Raw genomic sequence first — 15,550 nt, forward strand, 5'->3', positions numbered from 1 at the left:
TCGTTGCCCTAGCCTCGCCGCTCGCGATCCTCGGTTTCCCTTTGTCGAACGCCCACGCCGCCGCCCTGCCACCCCAGGAGGCCGGCGTCACGTTGCGCACGTACGACACGCGGGTGCCGCTGGAAGCGATCTGCACACTCAAACCCGGCCAGACGCCGAACGTCGACAAGCTGATGCCCACCATCGACTGGTCGACCGCGGGCGACTTCGGCTTCGAGGACAACTTCGTCACCCACGCCCTGGCCAATATCAACATTCCCGCCGACGGCGCTTACACGTTCCGCCTGACCAGCGATGACGGCTCGCGCCTGTACATCGACGACGCGGTCGTGGTCGACCACGACGGGCTGCACGGCGCCACCTCCAAGGACGGCACCGTCACGCTGACCGCCGGGTACCACGCGCTGCGCGTCGAGTACTTCGAGGCGGGCGGCGGCCAGGAGCTCCGGCTGGCGTGGCAGCCGCCCGGCGCGACCGGCTTCGTCATCGTGCCGAACAGCGTGCTGAGCGTCGACGCCGGCGTGGTCCGGGTGACCGCCCCGGGCTACAAGGCCTGCCAGGGCGTCAACGACGCGCCCGGCGACGGCATGCCGCTGGACTCGCTCAACCCGGACTACACGCTCACCGACCTGCGCCCGCCGGGCTTCGAGCCGAAGGTTTCCGGGATGGACTGGACCGCCGACGGGCGGCTCGTCATCACCACCTGGGGCAAGAGCCAGGAACTGCTGGGCGAGGTGTACATCGTGTCGAACGTGACCGGTGCGACCGACCCGAGCCGCGTCACGTACAAGAAGGTCGCGGAGGGGCTGCGTGAACCGATGGGTGTGGCCGTCGTCGACGGCACCATCTACGTGTCGGAGAAGCACCAGCTGACCGAGCTGCGCGACACCAACGGCGACGAGGTCGCCGACGAGAAGCGCACCGTGGCCACCTGGCCGTACGGCGGCAACTTCCACGAGTTCGCGTTCGGCCTGCTCTACAAGGGCGGCTACTTCTACGCCAACCTCTCCGTCTCGATCGACCTCGGCGGCGCCACCACGATCCCGCAGCCGGCGCCGAACCGCGGCACCAGCATCAAAATCAACAAGCGCACCGGCGAGGTGAGCTACGTCGCCGGCGGCCTGCGCACGCCGAACGGCATCGGCTTCGGCCCGGACAACGACCTGTTCGTCCTCGACAACCAGGGCGGTTACCTGCCCTCGTCGAAGCTGCTGCACATCCAGCAGGACCGGTTCTTCAACCACTACATGACGCCGGCCGGCCCGTTCGACGACAACCCGGTGACCAAGCCGGTGCTGTGGCTGCCGCAGAACGAGATCGCCAACTCGCCGAGCACGCCGGTGCTGCTGAAGAAGGGCCAGTACAAGGGCCAGCTCCTCTTCGGCGACGTCACCTACGGCGGCCTGCAGCGCGCCTACCTGGAGAAGGTCCAGGGTGAGTACCAGGGCGCGGTGTTCCGGCACACGCAGGGCCTGGAGTCCGGCGTCAACCGGACCACCATCGGCCCCGACGGTTCGATCTACATCGGCGGGCTCGGTGCGCCGGGCAACTGGGGCCAGACCGGGAAGCTCTGGTACGGCCTGCAGAAGCTGACGCCCAACGGCAACAACACGTTCGACATGAAGTCGATGAGCGCCACCCAGAACGGCTTCAAGATCGAGTACACCCGGCCGCTGTCGACCGCCACCATCCAGAACATCAACAACGGCTACAAGGTCGAGCAGTGGCGCTACGTGGCCACCCCGCAGTACGGCGGCCCGAAGGTCGACGAGGAGACGCTGAAGGTCAGCGCCGTCAAGGTCTCCAACGACCGCAAGACCGTCACGATCACCGTGGACGGGCTCAAGCCCAACCGGGTGGTGCACCTGCGCTCGCCACGGCCGTTCAGCGCCGCGAACGGCCAGCAGCTGTGGAGCACCGAGGCGTGGTACACGCTCAACGCCAAGCCGGGCCCGCAGACCGACGAGGTGTTCTACGACGCCGAGGGCGGCCACCGGGAGAACGGCGCCACGGTCGCCACCGAGCACGCCGGCTACACGGGAGCCGGCTTCGTCGCCGGGTTCGGCAACGTCAACGCCTCCACGACGATGCACGTGGACGTGCGGGAGCCCGGCGACTACGACGTCGGGCTGCGCTACAGCAACGGCCCGAACCCGTTCTCCGGCACCAAGTCCGTGAGCATCTACGTCAACGGGCAGAAGGTGAAACAGACGCTCCTGCCCTCGACGGTCACGTGGAAGGAGTGGGCCACCAAGACCGAACGGCTGACGCTCAAGCGCGGGATCAACGCCGTGCAGTACCGCGTCGACGGCACCGACACCGGACACGTCAACCTGGACGAGATCTCCGTTCGCAAGCCGGCGCCGCGGATCGATCTGTGGAGCGGCACCGACATGTCGGAGTGGCAGCACACCGACGGCCGGACCGCCTCATGGAAGAAACTCGACGACGGCGTGATGGAGGTCGCCAACGGGGATCTGCGCACCCGGCAGGCGTTCGGCGACTACAAGCTGCACGTGGAGTTCAAGATTCCGCAGCTGCCGTCGGACGTGACCGGCCAGAACCGCGGCAACAGCGGCGTCTACATGCAGGAGCGCTACGAGATCCAGGTGCTCGACTCGTTCGGCGACCCGACGCTGGACAACAACGAGTGCGCCGCCATCTACCTGCAGAAGGCACCGGACGTCAACGTGGCCAAGGCGCCGCTGCAGTGGCAGACGTACGACATCGAGTACCGCGCGGCGCGCTACGACAGCGCCGGCGTCAAGACGGAGAACGCCCGCGTCACCGTCGTCTGGAACGGCGTCAAGGTGCACGACAACGTCGCCATCACCGGCCCGACCGGGGGCAGCATCCCCGAGGGACCGGCGACCGGGTCGATCCGCCTGCAGGACCACGGCAACACCGTGCAGTACCGCAACATCTGGATCGAGCCACTGAGCTGATCACCCGCCGTCGGGTCCGTCCTTCCTCCCGGGGAGGGGCGGACCCGACTGCTTTTCCTGTCGCGCGTCCGCCACTGCGCTGCCGGGTCCGCGTTCGGCGGGAACATCACCTGTCAGCGGTCGTCCGAGCCGCCGATCACCCGCGGAAAGCCCGCCCGCGGGGTGCCGTTGCGGCTGCAATGGAGCGGATGGAGAAGCGGGACAGGACGATCGCGGCCACCGTCATCACGGGGCTGTTCGGGATCGCGGCGGCGATCATCGGCGCCCATCTGGGAGCCGCCGACCGGCAGGCGGAGCAGGCCGCCGCGCCGGCCCCGCCGTCGGTGGTGCCCACCGCGCGCGACGCCGGCTTCCCGCCCGGCATGGTCGGCACCTGGTCCGGCGAACTCCTGCAGAGCGACGGCAAGCGCTGGCCGGTCGAGATCCGCATCGGCTCCGACACGGCGGCCACGGTCTCCTACGCGCGCCCCGGCTGCTCCGGTTCGCTGACCCCGGTCGGCACCGTCGGCCCGGTCGTCGACGTCCGCGAACGCATCACCAGCGGCACCGACCGCTGCACCGACACCGGCACCGGCACCCTGCGCCAGCCCGGCCCCAACGAACTGGAGTATGTGTACCGCCCCGACGGCGCCGCCTACACGGGCACCGCGGTGCTCTCCCGCACGGTGTCGTGAGGGGCGCTCAAGTACTGGCCCCAGAACCAGGCTATGAGCCCCGAATAACCTGTTTTTCGGGCCACCACTTGGACCGCGTCTCCGGCGCCCGCGCGGGTCAGGCGCGCAGCGCCGTCAGGACCGCCGTGATCTCCGGCCGGGGCACCGGCGGCCGGCGCACCGCCGCCGTGATCCGACGGCTCACCGGCGGGTCGAGCGGCCGCGTGACGACCCCGTACCGCGGATCGACGGCGAGCGCGGGCAGCAGCGCGATCGAGCGCCCCTTCGCCACGTGCCCCAACGAGATCATGTAGTTGTTGAACCGGCAGATCACCGCCGGTTCGAAGCCGGCCTCCCGGCACAGCCGCGTGGCCAGGTCGGACATGTAGGACCCCGCCACGTCGAACGTCCACCGCTGGTCCGCGCACGCCGACAGCGGGATCGCCTCGTGCGCCGTCAACGGGTGGCCGACCGGGAGGACGAGCACGATCGCGTCCGAGCCCAACGGCATCAGGTCGATCGAGGCGTCGAGCGTGGCGCCGACGAAGTCGTTCGTGGTGATGATGACGTCCACGTCGCCGCGGCGCAGGGCGGGCATGCTGTCGTGCGGCTCCAGTTCCAGGAGCACCACCGTCACGTCCGGGTGGCGCTCGGCCAGGCGGGCGACGGCCGGTTCGGCCATGGCGTGCACGGCGCTCTGGAAGCAGGCCAGCGTCACCGTGCCGGCCGGCTCGTCGGCCAGCCCGCGCAGTTCGGCCTCGGCGGCGTCCATGGCGGCCAGGATCTCCCGGGCGCGGCCGGCCAGCAGGACGCCGGCGGCGGTCAGCCGGACCCGCCGGCCGGTGCGTTCGAGCAGCGCGGTACGGGTCTCCCGTTCCAGCGTGGCCAGCTGTTGGGAGACGGCGGACGGGCTGAGGTTGCCGCGCTGGGCGACCGCGCGGACGGTGCCGTAGGTCGCCAGGTCGGCGAGGAGCCGCAGCCGCCACGGGTTGAGCGTCACGCCCCGACTGTACGGCTCCGCTTAACAGCAAAGACAAAAACGTGAGCTGGACGTGACGCTCGGTGGGTTTCTACCGTCGAGGTCATGACCGACTCCTTCTGGTCCGATGTCGAACGTCATCTCGTGCGCTACTCCGGCCCGGGCAGCTTCGTTCCGGAGATCGTCGAGCGGGCCGAGGGCAGCTTCGTGTACACCGCCGAGGGGCGCAGACTGCTCGACTTCACCTCGGGACAGATGAGCGCCATCCTCGGGCACTCGCATCCGGCCGTCGTCGCGACGGTGCAGCGGCAGGCGGCGACCCTGGACCACCTGTTCAGCGGGATGCTCAGCCGCCCCGTGGTGGACCTCGCGCGGCGGCTGGCGGAGTCGCTGCCGGAGCCGTTGAGCAAGGTGCTGCTGCTGACCACCGGCGCGGAGTCCAACGAGGCGGCCATCCGGATGGCGAAACTGGTCACCGGCGGGCACGAGATCGTGTCGTTCGCCCGGTCGTGGCACGGCATGACGCAGGCCGCCGCGAGCGCCACCTACAGTTCGGGGCGCAAGGGGTACGGGCCGGCGGCCCCGGGCAACTTCGCGATCCCCACGCCGAACGCCTACCGCCCCGACTTCGTCACCCCGGACGGGGAACTCGACTGGCGCCGGCAGCTCGACTTCTCGTTCGACCTCTTCGACGCCCAGTCGGTCGGCAGCCTGGCGGCGTGCATCGTGGAGCCGATCCTCAGTTCCGGCGGGGTCATCGACCTGCCGCCCGGCTACCTGGCCGCGCTGCGCGACAAGGTCCACGCGCGCGGCGGCCTGCTCATCCTCGACGAGGCCCAGACCGGCCTGTGCCGCACCGGCGACTGGTACGCGTTCCAGCGGGACGGCGTGGTGCCGGACATCCTCACCCTCTCCAAGACGCTGGGCGCCGGGCTGCCGCTCGCGGCGGTGGTGACCAGCCCGGAGATCGAGGAGAAGGCGCACGAGCGCGGCTACCTCTTCTTCACCACGCACGTCTCCGACCCGCTCGTGTGCGCCGTCGGGAACACCGTGCTCGACGTCCTGCACGAGGAGAAGCTCGACCGCCGGGCCGACGAGCTCGGTACGCATTTGCGCGACGGCCTGCGTTCCCTGGGCGAGCGGCACGCCGTCATCGGCGACGTGCGCGGTCGCGGCCTGCTGGTCGGCCTCGAACTGGTCCGCGACCGCGCCAGCAGGGAACCCGCCAACGAACTGGGCACCGCCGTCACGAAGCGCTGCCTTGAGCTGGGCCTGCACATGAACGTCGTGCAGCTGCCGGCGATGGGCGGCGTGTTCCGGATCGCGCCGGCGCTCACCTCCACCCGGGAGGAAATCGACCTGGGCCTTTCGATCCTGGATCAGGCCATCGCGGAGACCGCGCCGCTGTTCGGCTGAGCCCCGGAGCGGTGCCGGGTCAGGTGCAGTCGCCGGTACCGGCCCGCTCGGTGCGGGTGCGGCCCAGTTCGGCCACCGTCGCGGCCGCCACGGCGGTCACCGCGAACCCGGTCTGCGGATCGTCGGCGGCCGCCGCGAAGATCACTCCGAGCACGGTCCCGTCGGTGGCCAGCAGCGGGCCGCCGGAGTTGCCGTTGCGCACCAGGGCCTTGATCGTGTAGACCTCGCGGGTCACCTTGCCGGAGTCGTAGATGTCCGGTCCGGTGATCTTGCGAACCTCGCGGACCCGCGCGGACTGCGCGTCGTAGGGGCCGTTGAGCGGGTAGCCGAGCACGATCGCGTCCGCCCCCGACGGCGCCTCCTTCGACGCGAACTCCAGCGGCGGCACGTTCAGCCCCTTGACGTAGATGACGGCCAGGTCGCGCTGCGGGTCGAAGACCACGACCTGCCCGCTCTTGCTGCCGCCGGCCGTCTCCACGCGCACCCCGCTGGTCCCCGCGACCACGTGCGCGTTCGTCATCACGTGCTCCGGCGCGTAGACGAACCCCGTTCCCTCGATGGAACGTCGGCAGGTCTTGCCGGCGTCACCGAGGACCTTGAGCACGGCGGCGCGGCTCTTCTGGACCAACGGCGAACCGGCCAGCGCCGGGTCGGGGTCGGCGACCTCGCGCTCCCGGGTGGGCACCAGCCCGTCGAAGACCCGCGGGAACCCGTTGGTGTCCACGGTGTCGCGCAGCGCCTGGGAGAGCGCCCGCGCGCCGTCGGGCATGACCCTGTCGACCGCGCCGATGACGGCCGAGTTGCTCACCGAACGGGCCAGCCACGGCAGCGACGACTGGCTCAGCGGCGCCGCGACGAGCCAGACGACCAGCAGCACCGCCGCCATCGACACGAAGGCCCCGCCGACGTCGTCGGCCCGCTGGGCATGGCGGTTGCTGATCACGTTGCGCACCCGCGACCCGAGGAACCCGGACAGCGCCTGCCCCACGACGGCGAGCCCGAAGATGATCACCACCGACACCAGCACGCGCGTCGACGGATCCTCGAACTGCTCCCCGGCGAACGGCCCTAACTGCAGCCCGACCAGGGCCCCGCTGAAGAATCCGAGGAACGACAGCAGGCCCACGACAAAACCCTGCCGATAGCCGTTGAAGGCGAAAATCAGCAGGAGTGCGAGGAGAACGAGATCGAGCATGCTGCCGGTCACCGCACCAGGGTAGAGACCCCGCGCCCGCCCCAGGCTGTCAAGGTGACCGATCGATGAACCGCTCACTCACTTGCCGCACGGGTGAGCGGCGCGCGACGATGCTGGCATCGTGGTCATCGGGGTGCTGCTGCTGGTCGTCGGAGCGGCGACGACCTGGTGGAGCGTGGTCTGGATGCGGCTGTGGGCCGTGCTGCGCCGGGAGCCGTTGCGCAGCCCGGCGGATCTCGTCGGGGCGGCCGCCGCCGGGGCCCTCCCGCCCGGCCCGTACGTCGTCGGCGGGACGGCCGCGCCGGGCGCGGCGGTGCTCAGTTCGCCGATCAACGGGGACTCCTGCGTGTGGCACCGGCACGTCGGCACCCGCACGCAGGTGCGCACCCGGGTCGACGACAAGGGCAAGGTGCACCGCCGGACCAGCCGGCACCGGATCGCCGACCTGGCCAGCCTCGACAGGTTCGCCGTCGAGGGCGGCGGCGGGGCGGTGCGGGTCCATCCGGATCGGATGCGGGTGGACCGGCCGAGCCGGGGCGAGGTGCGCAAGGACCTGCCGACGCCGATCAGCGTGCTGCCGGCGCAGAAGCAGCCGGCCAAGCGGCCGCCGAAGCTGCGGCCCGACGTCGTCGAGCGCTACGCGTACCGGGAGTGGTTCATCCGGCCGGGCACGCCGCTGGTCGTGGTGGGCGAGGCCGTCGCCGACGCGGACGGCACGGTCGTCGTGCGCCGGCCGCCCGGAGCCGCGCCGCATCTGGTGTCCACGCGGTCGTTCGTTCGGGTGGGGCGCAGGGTCGCGGTGCTGGCGGTGGCGTGCACGGCGGGTGCCGTCGCGGCGGGTGTCGCCGGCCTCGGGCTCGTCGTCGCCGGCCTGGTGTGACAGGGATCCGTCCCGTTCGCTGCTCGGTTCTCCGCTCGGTTCTCCGCTCGGTTCTCCGCTCACCGTGCGACGTTCGTCGATCCGTGTGACGATTGCCGCGCGGCAATGGAAACGCGTCGATCGGGGGCACTGTGCGCATCGGAAGTGGTTGGCGACAAAGGGTTCTGGCGGCGGGTGTGCTCGTCGCGTCGTTGCTCGTGGCGGCGCCCGCGCGGGGCGCGCAGTGGACGCCGGTGCAGGACGTGTCGGCGCCGGGGTGGACCGGTTCGGACTCGCCGAGGGCGGCCGTCGACCGGGACGGTGACACGCTGCTGGTGTGGCCGGCGACCTGCCCGGAGTGCTTCTCCTCGCAGATCCAGGCGCGGATCTCCCCGGCCGACGGTGGCCCGCTCGGCCCGATCCTCACCCTGACGGAGCACGGCGCGTCGGCGAGCTGGCCCGAGGTCGGCGTGGACGACGACGGCGACGCGGCCGTGGTGTGGGAACACGAGGACGCCGTCGTCGGCCGCCGCATCTCCGCGACCGGCGAGGTCGGCCCGATGGTGACCCTCTCCGGGGCGCAGGCCGGCAGCCCGCAGGTCGCCGTCGACCCGAACGGCACCGCACTCGTCGCCTGGACGCAGTACGCCGACGGCGCCTACACCGCCTACGCCCGGCACTTCGGGATCGGCGGCACGGTCGGTCCACTGTGGACGCTCGGCGCGAGCAGCGTCGACAGCCCGGTCGTCGCCGTGGATCGCACCGGCACCGCCGTCGTCGTCTGGTCCACACCCGACTGGGGCCGCCTGCTCGCCCGCCGGATCACCGCGGCCGCGATGTCCGAGCCGGTCCTCGTCGACTCGCCGGTGGGGGAGATGTCCGGGGTCGCCGGGCCGTCGGTGGCCGTCGACGCCGACGGGGACGCCGTCATCGCCTACCGTCCGGTGTTCAACCGGTCGACGGCCGGGCTGCGGGCTCGGTGGTTCGCGGCGGACGGCACGCTCGGTCCGGTGCTGGCGGTGGCGCCGGCGGACCACAGCGTCACGTTCTACTCCACGGTCGACGTCGACCTCGAGGGCGACGCCGTCGTCGCGTGGAGCCGGCACACCCGTGGCGTGCTGACCGACGCGTACGCCCGCACGATCCCGCGCACCGGTGCGCCGGGTCCGGTGACGGCGTTCGGGCAGGGGGACCGGCCGCGGGTGGCGCTGGACGACGACGGCGACGGCATCGTCACGTTCACCGCACCCGGGCCGTCGTGGGCGTACAACGGGGTGTCGGCGAGCACGGTCGGCCGGGACGGCACGTTCGCCCCGGTGGAACAGCTGTCGGCCGAGGGGAAGACGGCGCGGGTGGACGTCGGCCCGACCGGCCGCTTCTCGGTGATCTGGCAGTGCGGCCCGTACCCGTACACGATCCAGGCCAGGTTCGGCGCTTGACCGTCCGTCGGTACCATCCGGGCGATGGCGACCGAGGTGGTTCTGGTGCGGCACGCGCGCTCCGTCGTTCCCACGGCCGGCGGCCCCGACGAGTTCCGGCGGCCGCTGGCTCCCGACGGGCTGCGCCGGGCCGCGGCGCTGGCCGACGCGCTGACGCCGGCGGACGCGGTGTGGTCCAGCCCGTACCTGCGGGCGATCCAGACGGTGGGCCCCGCCGCGCGGCGGCTCGGGCTGCCCGTGCTGACCGGACGGGACCTGCGCGAGTGGGACCACGGATTCGCGTTCACACTTGACTGGATGCCGCACTACGAACGCAGTTGGGCAGAGCCGGCGTTCGCCCGGCCCACCGGAGAGAGCCTCGACGCGCTGACCGCCCGGGCGGTGGCTGCCGTTCGGGGCCTCGCCGCGCGGCACGACGGCGGGCGGGTGCTCCTCGGCAGCCACGGCACGTTCGTGTCGCGGGCGTTGTGCGGGTTCGGGGCGTCGCGGGTCGACTGGGCGTTCTCGCGGGACATGCCGATGCCGGCGGTGTACCGGCTGCGGTTCGACGCGCCCGGCGACACGCCGGCGATCTCCGGACCGGGCGTCGCGCCGGGGTAACGTTCGTCGATGCATCGCAGTCGGGTGTCCACCTTTCTCATCGACGTGCCGCGCGAGGACGTGCCGGCCGCGGCGTCGTTCTGGTCGGCGGCGCTGGGCGTGCCGGCCCGGCCGGTGCCGGGGGAGGAGCAGTTCACCTCCCTGCCGGACGTCGTGCCCGGGCTCGTCACGGCCATCCAGTCCGTGGACGACGCGCCGCGCTACCACTTCGACATCGAGACCGACGACGTCGACGCCGAGACGGCCCGGCTGATCGGTCTCGGCGCGGTCGAGGTGGGCGGTTGGCTCGAGTGCCGCACCCTGCGCGCGCCCGGCGGTCACCTGCTCTGCGTGATCCCCGTGCACTCCGACCCGGAGACGTTCGCCCGCCGTTCGCGCATCTGGGATTGACTTTTTGGTCGAACTTCCGACTTCCGGTGAACCGGCGGTGTACGCGCTCCGTTGTCGTGGCCGTGCGGGAGGTCGACGCGGTGCGTCTGGATGCGTGCCACTGGCTGCTGCTGAGGTTGGCGGGCATCGCCCCGGACGAGCTCATCACCCAGTGTCGGACCTGGCTCGGCGAGGGGCGGATGCTCGACCTGGGTCAGGCGGTGGCGCACGCCGTCTGCGGCCACCGGTTGCGCGTCACCGAATCCGACGTCTCGCTCCTGGTCGAACTGCTGGCCGCCGACGGCACCGACGCGTCGGCGCTGACGATCGTCGGCGTGACCGACCTCGACCCGCTGCCCAACCACGCGTTCGCCCCGAACCGGGAACGGACCGCCGACCGCCTCCCGGCCGCCGCGGACGTCCGCTCGCCGGACCGCCCGGCGGTGACCGACGCGCGCGAACGCCTCGACCGCGTGGACCGCGCCGCGATCGACGCGGCCGCCGTCAACCCGTTCGTGCGAGCGGTGTGGCGCACGTGGCGCTGCGCCTCGGGCACCGCCACCTGGCCGCCGCCGCGCCGCGTGGTGATCTGCGAGGTCGACTCCGGCGGCAACCTGGCGCAGACGGCCGCGACGATCGGCGACGAGATGGCCGCCGCCGGCGAGCCCACGCCGCAGGTCGAGGTCTACCCGAGCGGCCTGTACGGCTCCGGCCTGCCGAGCTACCAGCGGCTCGCCCGCGCCCACGCGGCACTGCTGTGGCGGCGCGAACCGCCGCGCCGGCTGCGGCTCGCGCGCAGCCCGGACCCGGCCGATCCGCCGGCCGGGATGGACTCGGTGCGCTTCGAGGACCTGATGGTCGGCGAGATCACGCAGCTGATCGGCTACCTCAAGCGCGCCGCGCCGGTCCTGCAGACACCGGCCCGGGGCCCGGACCTGTACGACCCCGCCGCCCCCGAACAGGTCCCGCTCAATTACCGCACCGACGGCTTCTGGGTCTGGACCGACGCCATCGCGTACTACCTGGAGTACCACCGCCGCCTGCCCGAACGGGACCTGATCCAGCACGTTCGCCGGCAGGGGTTCGTGACGCCGGTGGTGGACGCGGTGACGATGGCGGACGCGGTGGCGACGGTGCCCGTTTCCGCCCTGACCGGGCCGGTCTGGCTGGCGGACTGAGCCCGCACCCCGGTCGATGACCTAACCTGCACGGGTGCTCGACGACGACCTGCGCCCGCCCGCGGTCCGGGTGCTGGGCGGATAGCGTGTACTTCCGGGACTTCACCCCGTACGGCTACCTCGGCACGGGCTACGGCGATCGCCGCGCGCTGAACATCGGCTGGCTCGCGATGGGCGAGCCGTTCGAGACCGGCTATGTGGCGCCGCCCGTGCTGGAGCACCTGAAGCGGCTGGCGAAGACGCCGTCCAACCTGACCCGGGGCTACCACTTCTGCGAGTGGTGCGTCCAGGCGCTGCATTCCGCCGACGGGAGTCCGGTCGACCCGCGCACCCTCGCGGAGGATCTCCGGGCGATCGGCGCGCTCGGCAACGGCGAGATCGCGGTGCGCGCACCGGACGGCGGGCTCTACGTGGCGCCGGTCATGATCTGCCACTACATCGAGATGCACGGCTACCGCCCGCCGGAGGAGTTCGTCGGGGCGATCGCCGGTGCGCTCGACCACGCGGTGAACCTCCTGCTCGGTCCGGCGACGCGCGGACTGGTCGAGGCGTGCCCGCCGTCCGGCCCCGGCGAGTGGAACATCGACTGGCCGGCCTTCGAGTCGCGCCTCGGCACGCGTGTGCCCGACGACTACCGCGAACTGGTCTCGGCCTACGGCCTCACCTGTTCTGGCGGACCGGCGCGCCGGAGCCGAACGCCTGGCGCATCGTGGTCTGCGATCCGAGGTTCGCCGACTGGTTCGAGTTCGACGGCGGCCTCGCCGAGTTCCTGTGCGCCGTCGTGACCGGCGGCCGCACGGTGCCGTTCTTTCCGGAGGGGCTGCTGCCGTCGGCCGGGCCGTGCTTCGCGCCGCGGCGGGGATAGGTTGTCCGGCGTGCTGAAGTTCGATCGTCGGGGACTGCTCGCCGAGCTGGACGCGTCGACGCCGTGGCGGCGGGTCGTCTTCGTCGCCTCCTGCGTGGAGGTGCTGATCCCCGGCTACGCGCGGTTCTCCGAACTCGAAGGCGTCGGCGACACCGCGTTGCTTCGCGACACCCTCGACGCGGTGTGGGCGGAGGCCGGCCGGCCCGGCTCCGAAAGCGTTGCCGCGTCGGTCCTGCCGCCGGACGACGCGATCGAGGCGCTGCTGCCGGCCGAGGAGGACTGGAACGACTGGGCGCCGCAGGCGGAGGACGCCGTGGCGGCACTGATGTACCTGACGAGACTGATCCGCGGCGGCGACATCGCGGCCGCCGCGTACGCCGCCGCACGCTCCTACAGCGCGTTCGACGAGTTCGTGGCGCGGCGGCTCGAACTGCGTGCGGTCGACCACGCCGCCCGGGTGATACTGCTGTCGGCGCCGGAGATCCAGGCGGAGTTGCGGCGGCAGCGCGACGTTCTGCGGCGTCTGGCGGAGTCGGCCGACGGCGACCCGGAGACGCTCGCCGCGGTGCGTGACGACGCGCGCGCGGACCGGTGGGGGTGAGAGCGCGTTGGAGTACTGGGACCGCGTGGTGGGGCCGCGCGGCGTCGGGTGGTTGCCCGGACCGTCCTCGGCGGTGACGATGGCAATCGTCGGCGAGCGGCATCAGGCCGGGGACATGTCGTTCACGCTCCTCCTCGGCAGGGGAGAGCCGATCCTGTTCCGGCCGCTGACCGGCCGTCGCGACGCGACGGAGGCTCAGTGATCAGGTACGTGGCGCGCTCCGCCGGCAGGGCGGAGCATCTCGGCGAGGGGTTCGACCACATCACGGCGGGGCTGTCCGAACACGGGGACGGCTCCGGACGCGGCCTGACGGTCCGGTGCGCCGTCGAGGCGCCGGACGAGGGTGATATCGCCACCGGTATGGACAGCTACCGCGTCTCGAACGAACGGGGGTTCACCGTCTACGGCGGTGTGCGGCACGTTCGGCTGCGCGGCCGCACGCTGCGCGTCAACTTCGAGCCCGACGCGGCCCGGGGACTCGGCCTCGACGACGCGCTGGTCGAAGTCACGCTGACGGTCGACGACGAGTCGATCGAACGACTGAAGTCCGGTCTGCAGCGGGTGCTCTGGTACGGAAGGCAACGCAGCCGACCGGTCGTCGATGTCGACCCGACCCGCGATGAGTTGACGGCGACCGTTCGACCGCCGGAGGGCGCGGCGGCTGCGTTCGCGCGGTGGGACGAGTTGCGCGCCCGGCTGGGTGTGGCCGTCCCGGAGGACTACCGCTGGCTCGTCGAGACCTACGGCGCGGGCGTGTACGACGACTTCCTGCACGTCCTGCAGCCGAGATCGCGGTTCCCGGCGATCCGCCTCGTCTCGTCCGCGGCCGCGTACCGGGAGCGGCTTCGCGCCCAGGTCGAAAGCGGGCGGGTCCTGCCGCACGATCCCGGGGACCTGCTGCCCGTCGCGACGACGGACGACGGCGACGTCATCTCCTGGCTGATGCTGCCGAGGGACACACCTTCGCGGTGGACGTTGGTGGCCGGCAATCCGGGGCGCGACGAGTGGTCGTCGTTCGACGGCGGCGTGGTCGAGTTTCTCGTCGCGGTGTTCACGCGGCGGGTGCGGATGCCGTTCTTTCCGGAGGACTTCCCGTCGCCGGCCCCTCGCCTGCGCCCGTATCCCGGCGTGGCGGAGGCCCGGGCCCTTCTGCGCGAACTGGGCGTCGCGGACTGACTACCAGTGCCGGGCGGCCTCGGCGGCGTGCGTGACGGCCTCGTCGGTCGGGAGCCATTCGCTCTCCGGTCCGTCGTAGAGGTGCACCCGGTACGTGCCGTCGCCGGACAGCGGATGGAACGCCAGCCCGCGCCGCGGTCCGCCGGTCCGGTAGGTCGGGTGCAACAGGTGCAGGGTGCCGTGGCTGACCCGCGGGCGCAGCGCGCGCAGCGTCTGCCGGGCGCCGGCGCTCGCCGCGAGCGGGTGCAGGTACGCGTCGCCGTGATCGAGCAGCGCCCGCCACTGCGCCTCGACGGACTCGCCCGGGTCGGCGCAGGCGCGCAGCCGGCCGCCGCCCGTTGCGTCGCCCTGCTGCCAGCTCCACATCGCCCGGACGAGCGCGTCGCCCTCGTCGACCCGGCCGCACGCGGCGACGTCCTCGCCCCGCCAGACCAACACGTCGAACGCGCCGTCGTCCCGCAGGAGCGCGTCGATCCGCCTCTCGCCGATCCACAGCCTCGCGTCGACGTCGCAGAAGCGGGTGCGCCCCGCCGTGATGGGTTCGAGCGGGAGGCCGGCCGCGGCGGCCAGAGCGTTCAGATCGTCGACCAGCGGCACCGGCCCACCGTAGCGGAGCCGGGGGACCGGTGACGCGTCCCCAGGTTCTCCGCCCGACCGAGACGGGTCGAGGCGGCACTTTGCGTCACGCGCACCAGTGCCCTTACCGTGCGCCCGTGAACAATCGGCGGTGGTGGGCCGTGTCGGCGGCGGTCGTGCTCGTGGTGGCGGCGCTCGTCGCCTGGATCCGGTGGCCGCACGATGAACCGGCACCGCCTCCGCGCGCCCGCGAGTACCTCGACTTCACCGCGTGCCTGCTGACCGACGCGGCCGGCGTTCTCGGTGCGGACGCCGCTCCGGTGTGGGCCGGGATGCAGGCCGCGTCGGCGCAGACCCGGGCGAGGGTGCAGTACCTGGCGGCTACCGGCGCGACGACGGCCGATGACGCGGTGCCGTTCCTGAACAGCCTCGCGCAGGGCGGCTGTGGAGTTGTCATCGGAACGGGAACCCTTGCGGTGCAAGCCATCGAGAAAGGGGCGGCGCGTTTTCCATCGGTTCGGTTCGTGGTGGTTGGTATGCCCCTCGTCGCGCCTAATGTCACTGTCGTCACTGCGAGTCCGGATTCGCCGGTGGACGAAGCGGTCAGAAAGGTCGTCGTGGCAGCGGTTCCGCCCGCTCGGTAGCGGATCGACACGCGTCTGTCCATGCGTTCGGCCGGTGACTCTTGTCGCCGTTGCG

16 protein-coding genes are annotated in these 15,550 nt (G+C 72.0%); 13 read left to right on the top strand and 3 right to left on the bottom strand.

From position 1 onward, the window contains the following. The first annotated feature begins 41 nt into the window (after window positions 1–41). Both Val02_RS04915 and Val02_RS04920 read left to right on the top strand, forming a co-directional pair. Window positions 42–2,945, top strand: coding sequence for a 3-keto-alpha-glucoside-1,2-lyase-like domain-containing protein (locus Val02_RS04915; protein ID WP_239152406.1), 2,904 nt, complete (start codon window positions 42–44; stop codon window positions 2,943–2,945). A 188-nt stretch (window positions 2,946–3,133) separates the two neighbouring features. Beyond that, entirely contained in the window at window positions 3,134–3,619 is a 486-nt protein-coding gene (locus tag Val02_RS04920; RefSeq protein ID WP_203897676.1) for a hypothetical protein, read from the top strand. A 97-nt stretch (window positions 3,620–3,716) separates the two neighbouring features. Here the strand turns inward: Val02_RS04920 and Val02_RS04925 are convergent, their stop codons facing one another. Then, window positions 3,717–4,598: a LysR family transcriptional regulator gene (locus Val02_RS04925; protein ID WP_203897677.1), complete on the bottom strand. Its 882-nt coding sequence runs from the start codon at window positions 4,596–4,598 to the stop codon at window positions 3,717–3,719. An 84-nt stretch (window positions 4,599–4,682) separates the two neighbouring features. Between Val02_RS04925 and Val02_RS04930 the strand changes: the two genes are divergently transcribed. Continuing rightward, window positions 4,683–5,993 (top strand): aspartate aminotransferase family protein, encoded by a 1,311-nt coding sequence (locus tag Val02_RS04930; RefSeq protein ID WP_203897678.1) that lies wholly within the window; start codon window positions 4,683–4,685, stop codon window positions 5,991–5,993. Window positions 5,994–6,012: 19 nt separating this feature from the next. On the opposite strand, the gene Val02_RS04935 is transcribed toward Val02_RS04930, so the two are convergent. Continuing rightward, window positions 6,013–7,188 carry a MarP family serine protease gene (locus Val02_RS04935; RefSeq protein ID WP_203897976.1) on the bottom strand — a complete coding sequence of 392 codons (1,176 nt, stop codon included), beginning with the start codon at window positions 7,186–7,188 and terminating at the stop codon, window positions 6,013–6,015. A gap of 121 nt (window positions 7,189–7,309) precedes the next feature. Between Val02_RS04935 and Val02_RS04940 the strand changes: the two genes are divergently transcribed. The 9 genes from Val02_RS04940 to Val02_RS04980 all read left to right on the top strand — a co-directional run bounded on the left by Val02_RS04940 (window position 7,310) and on the right by Val02_RS04980 (window position 14,275). Beyond that, entirely contained in the window at window positions 7,310–8,068 is a 759-nt protein-coding gene (locus tag Val02_RS04940; RefSeq protein WP_203897679.1) for a GIDE domain-containing protein, read from the top strand. Between the two features lie 131 nt (window positions 8,069–8,199). Next, window positions 8,200–9,486: a hypothetical protein gene (locus tag Val02_RS04945; protein ID WP_203897680.1), complete on the top strand. Its 1,287-nt coding sequence runs from the start codon at window positions 8,200–8,202 to the stop codon at window positions 9,484–9,486. 24 nt (window positions 9,487–9,510) lie between these two features. Continuing rightward, a complete protein-coding gene (locus tag Val02_RS04950; protein WP_203897681.1) occupies window positions 9,511–10,086 on the top strand; it encodes a histidine phosphatase family protein in 576 nt (191 codons plus the stop codon). A 9-nt stretch (window positions 10,087–10,095) separates the two neighbouring features. After that, entirely contained in the window at window positions 10,096–10,476 is a 381-nt protein-coding gene (locus tag Val02_RS04955; RefSeq protein WP_203897682.1) for a VOC family protein, read from the top strand. A gap of 80 nt (window positions 10,477–10,556) precedes the next feature. Further along, entirely contained in the window at window positions 10,557–11,633 is a 1,077-nt protein-coding gene (locus Val02_RS04960; RefSeq protein ID WP_203897683.1) for a hypothetical protein, read from the top strand. 86 nt (window positions 11,634–11,719) lie between these two features. After that, window positions 11,720–12,418 carry a DUF7919 family protein gene (locus Val02_RS04965; protein WP_203897684.1) on the top strand — a complete coding sequence of 233 codons (699 nt, stop codon included), beginning with the start codon at window positions 11,720–11,722 and terminating at the stop codon, window positions 12,416–12,418. A 90-nt stretch (window positions 12,419–12,508) separates the two neighbouring features. After that, a complete protein-coding gene (locus Val02_RS04970; protein WP_203897685.1) occupies window positions 12,509–13,099 on the top strand; it encodes a DUF416 family protein in 591 nt (196 codons plus the stop codon). A gap of 7 nt (window positions 13,100–13,106) precedes the next feature. After that, window positions 13,107–13,301 (top strand): hypothetical protein, encoded by a 195-nt coding sequence (locus Val02_RS04975; RefSeq protein ID WP_203897686.1) that lies wholly within the window; start codon window positions 13,107–13,109, stop codon window positions 13,299–13,301. Further along, complete coding sequence (locus Val02_RS04980; RefSeq protein ID WP_203897687.1) at window positions 13,298–14,275, top strand: Imm10 family immunity protein; 978 nt, start codon at window positions 13,298–13,300, stop codon at window positions 14,273–14,275. The genes Val02_RS04975 and Val02_RS04980 overlap by 4 nt, the downstream gene beginning before the upstream one ends. On the opposite strand, the gene Val02_RS04985 is transcribed toward Val02_RS04980, so the two are convergent. After that, on the bottom strand, window positions 14,276–14,872 hold the full coding sequence (locus tag Val02_RS04985) for a DUF6193 family natural product biosynthesis protein (protein WP_203897688.1): 597 nt from the start codon (window positions 14,870–14,872) through the stop codon (window positions 14,276–14,278). It lies immediately after the preceding gene. Between the two features lie 116 nt (window positions 14,873–14,988). On the opposite strand from Val02_RS04985, the gene Val02_RS04990 reads away from it, so the two are divergent. Further along, window positions 14,989–15,495, top strand: a complete 507-nt coding sequence (locus Val02_RS04990; RefSeq protein WP_203897689.1) for a type 1 periplasmic-binding domain-containing protein — start codon at window positions 14,989–14,991, stop codon at window positions 15,493–15,495. The last annotated feature ends 55 nt before the right edge of the window (window positions 15,496–15,550 follow it).

The organism is Virgisporangium aliadipatigenens, assembly GCF_016863615.1.
Lineage (GTDB): Bacteria > Actinomycetota > Actinomycetes > Mycobacteriales > Micromonosporaceae > Virgisporangium > Virgisporangium aliadipatigenens.

What these genes read in the sequence shown, in the direction of transcription:
- Val02_RS04930 (WP_203897678.1), top strand. Translation starts at nt 4,683, where the DNA reads ATGACCGACTCCTTCTGGTCCGATGTCGAACGTCATCTCGTGCGCTAC.
- Val02_RS04955 (WP_203897682.1), top strand. Translation starts at nt 10,096, where the DNA reads ATGCATCGCAGTCGGGTGTCCACCTTTCTCATCGACGTGCCGCGCGAG.
- Val02_RS04950 (WP_203897681.1), top strand. Translation starts at nt 9,511, where the DNA reads ATGGCGACCGAGGTGGTTCTGGTGCGGCACGCGCGCTCCGTCGTTCCC.
- Val02_RS04935 (WP_203897976.1), bottom strand. Translation starts at nt 7,188, where the DNA reads ATGCTCGATCTCGTTCTCCTCGCACTCCTGCTGATTTTCGCCTTCAAC.
- Val02_RS04920 (WP_203897676.1), top strand. Translation starts at nt 3,134, where the DNA reads ATGGAGAAGCGGGACAGGACGATCGCGGCCACCGTCATCACGGGGCTG.